Origin of the sequence: Rhodococcus mengyinensis, assembly GCF_048381435.1 — a bacterium.
In the GTDB taxonomy this organism is placed as follows: Bacteria; Actinomycetota; Actinomycetes; order Mycobacteriales; family Mycobacteriaceae; genus Rhodococcus_F; species Rhodococcus_F opacus_D.
The window spans coordinates 1-3,399 of the sequence record NZ_JBLWIT010000076.1 but is presented as its reverse complement, the minus strand read 5'-3'; the positions used below and the strand labels follow the sequence as shown (position 1 = coordinate 3,399).

The 3,399-nt window shown below is 67.0% G+C and carries 1 protein-coding gene; it reads right to left on the bottom strand.

The genetic code is table 11. The features are described 5' to 3' along the window. Nucleotides 1–3,399 (bottom strand): condensation domain-containing protein (locus ACNJ7E_RS14780; RefSeq protein ID WP_418340221.1); only part of this gene is annotated, 3,399 nt, incomplete at both ends.

Here is a 3,399-nt window from a genome sequence, read left to right as displayed (position 1 = left end):
GTCGAGGAGGTCGAGGTCGCCGACCGGGCTGTCGGGATCGGCGATGATGGCTTCGAGGACATGCAGGTATCGGTTGTGCAGGGCTTGGACGTATGGTTCGTCGAACAGGTCGTGGAGGTAGGTCAGGGTTAGTCGGATGTGGGTGTCGTCGGTGATTTTCAGGGCGAGGGGGTAGTGGGTGTTGTCGTTGGCCCTGACGCCGGCGAGGGTTATGCCGTCGAGTGCGTCGGCCTGTTCGGTAAGTGTGGTCTGCTCGACGGGGTACGACTCGAACACCGTCAGCGTGTCGAAGAGGGCGTCGGTTGTTCCGGCGGCGTGTTGAATGTCGGTGAGTCCGAGATAGAGGTGGTCGAGCAGGTCGGCCTGTTCACGGTGCATCCGCGTCAGTAGTTGGGTGATCGACTGGTCCGGGTCTGCTCGCACCCTGATCGGTACCGTGTTGATGAACAGCCCGATCATCGATTCCACGCCTGCGAGCTGGGGTGGCCGTCCTGACACGGTGCTGCCGAAGACTGTGTCGTCGCGGCCGGTCATCCGCATCAGCAGAATTCCCCAGGCCGCCTGCATCACCGTGTTGACGGTGACATCGAGTCGGGCGGCCAACTCGGACAGGGCACGTGTTTTGTGTTCGCCGAGATCGGTGGTTACTTCACCGGCCCGCGAGGAGATCTCTCGGCCCGGGTCGGCGGGGGCGAGCAGGGTCGGGCCCTCGACACCCTCGAGTGCCGCCGCCCAGACCTGCCGCGACGTCGCCTGGTCCTGTTCGGCGCGCCATTCGAGATAATTGCGGTAGGGACGGGCGGGAGGCAACGCCGAGGTCTGGTCGCCGGCGGCATAGAGTGCGAGCATGTCCGTCATCAGCAGTGGCATGGACCATCCGTCGAGCAGGATGTGGTGGTTGGCGACGACCAGCTCGTACCGGTCCTCGGCGACGGTGACCAGTGTGAACCGGATCAACGGCGGTGCGGTCATGTCGAAGTGCGTGGCCTGATCGTCGGCCAGCAGTCGCGTCAACGCGTCCGGGCGAGTGGTGTCGTCGATTTCGCGGAGATCGACCTCGGACCATGGCACCGGCACCTTGTCGAGGACCAGCTGCACGGGTATGCCGTCGGCTCCCTCGACGAACGCCACCCGCAGATTCGGGTGCCGATTCAGTACCGCCTGTGCCGCCGTGTGCAGCCGGGTGGCGTCCACCCGGCCGGTGAGGGTGAACACGACCTGCATCGAGTACACGTCGACCGACGACGCGGCCAACAGCGCGTGGAACAGCAGACCCGACTGCAGCGGCGTCAGGGGCCACACGTCCGTGACCGCCGGATACGCCGCTTCCCAGCGGTCGATGTCCGGTTGCTGTGCGGTGACCAACGGCAGATCCGACGGTGTCAGCCCGCCGGCGTCGGGGGTCTGCGCATGGGTGGCGAGGGCGGCGAGCGCAGCACACCATTTCTCCGCCAAGTCCTGCACATCGGTCCGCCCGATTGCACCGGTCGGGAACGTGAACGTGGCGCCCAGCACCGGACCCTCGCTGCCGTCGGTGACGATCGCATTGATGTCGACGACGCCGTTCGCCGGCATGTCGGCATCTCCCGGAGCGGCGATGTCGCCGAGATGGCCGCACGGTGCCCACTCCGCCCGCGGCATCTCGTTCGGAACACCACCGCCGGACACCCGGCCGAGGTAGTTGAAGCTGATCTGGCCGACCGGCAGCGACCGCAACTGCTCGGCTGTGTCCCGATTCAGGTAGCGCAGCAGCCCGTAGCCGATTCCCCTGTCCGGTAGCGACCTCAGCTGCTCCTTGATCGACTTGACCACCACACCGGCGCCGGCGCCACCGGCGAAGGCGTCGTCGAGGTCGGCGGCCCCGATATCCAGACGCACCGGAAACACGGTGGTGAACCATCCCACCGTTCGAGACAGATCCGCTCCCGCGGCAATCTGCTCCTGACGGCCGTGTCCCTCGAGTTGGATCAGCGTCGAGGATTCGAAGACCTGTCGCGTGCGCCGCCACCGGCAGACGGCCAATGCCAATGCCGCCAACAGTCCGTCCTCGACGCCGCCGTGGAACAGTGTCGGCAAGGTCGTCAGGAGTGATGCCGTCACCGGTGCCGGTACGCTCACCTCGACCTGGTCGAGGGTGGATCCCACATCGACAGCCGCGTTGAACGGGTGGAGGCCCAATACCGGGTCGGGGGCTTGCAGCAGTGCCTGCCACATCGGCAACTCCGCCAGCCGCGCCGGGGCCGATGCCTCCTCGACCAACGCGTGCGCCCACCGACGCATCGACGTTCCGGTGGGATCCAACATTGGAGTGTGCCCAGCGGACACCTGCGCCCACGCGGAGGCCAAGTCGGGCAGGAGTATCCGCCACGACACCCCGTCGATCACCAGGTGGTGCGCGAGGATCAGCAGCCGGCCCGGCCGCTGCGCGGTGCTGCATCCGGACCGGAAATCGAGCCACACGAACTGCACCATCACGCCCGTCGTCGGCGCCAACCGCCCCAACGCCGCATCCAATTGCGCCGCCGCCAACGCCGCCGCGGCTTGCTCGTCGAGATCGGCGGTGACCTCCACCCGACGAACAAGGCCGTCCACATCGACGGCATCCGACCCACCGACTTCCAGACCCCACCCGCGCTCGTCGCCGACAAGTCGAGACCGGAAAATGTCGTGGTGCTCGAGCACGGCCTCGACCGTCGCCACCAACCCACCGCGCTCGATTCCGGGCGGCAACTCCACCCACATGTGTTGCGAGAATCGACCGAAGCCACCACCCCGCTCGATCAGCGCCCGCGCGACCGGGGTCAGCGGCATCCACCCGATGCCGCCGCCCGGCAACTCCTCGAGGGCCACCGGCAGTCCGGAGTCCTCGGGACGCTGCGCGACTGCAGCCAAGCCGCCAACGGTCCTGCGCTCGAATACATCGCGTGAGGAGAACACCACGCCCCGGGCTTTCGCGCGCGAGACCAACTGAATCGCGACGATGCTGTCGCCACCGAGAGCGAAGAACGACTCGTCAACCCCGACGCGGTCGACGCCGAGGACGTCGGTGAAGACGTCGGCGATGGTGTGTTCGGTGGGGGTGACCGGTGGTCGGAACTGCCGGTTCGACGGTGTTGGTGCGGGGAGTGCTCGCCGGTCGATCTTGCCGTTCACGCTCACTGGCATCCGGTCGAGGGTCACGAACACCGACGGCACCATGAAATCGGGCAGGCGGGCACCGACCGTCGTGGCGAGCGTGTCGGGGTCGAGGTGGGCGCCCGGGGTCGGCACCACGTAGGCCACCAGTTGCTCGGTGACGGTGCCCTGGTGGACTGTCACTGCGGCGTGGGTGATGTCGGGGTGGGTGGTGAGGGTGGCTTCGATTTCGCCGAGTTCGATGCGGTGGCCGCGGATTTTGAC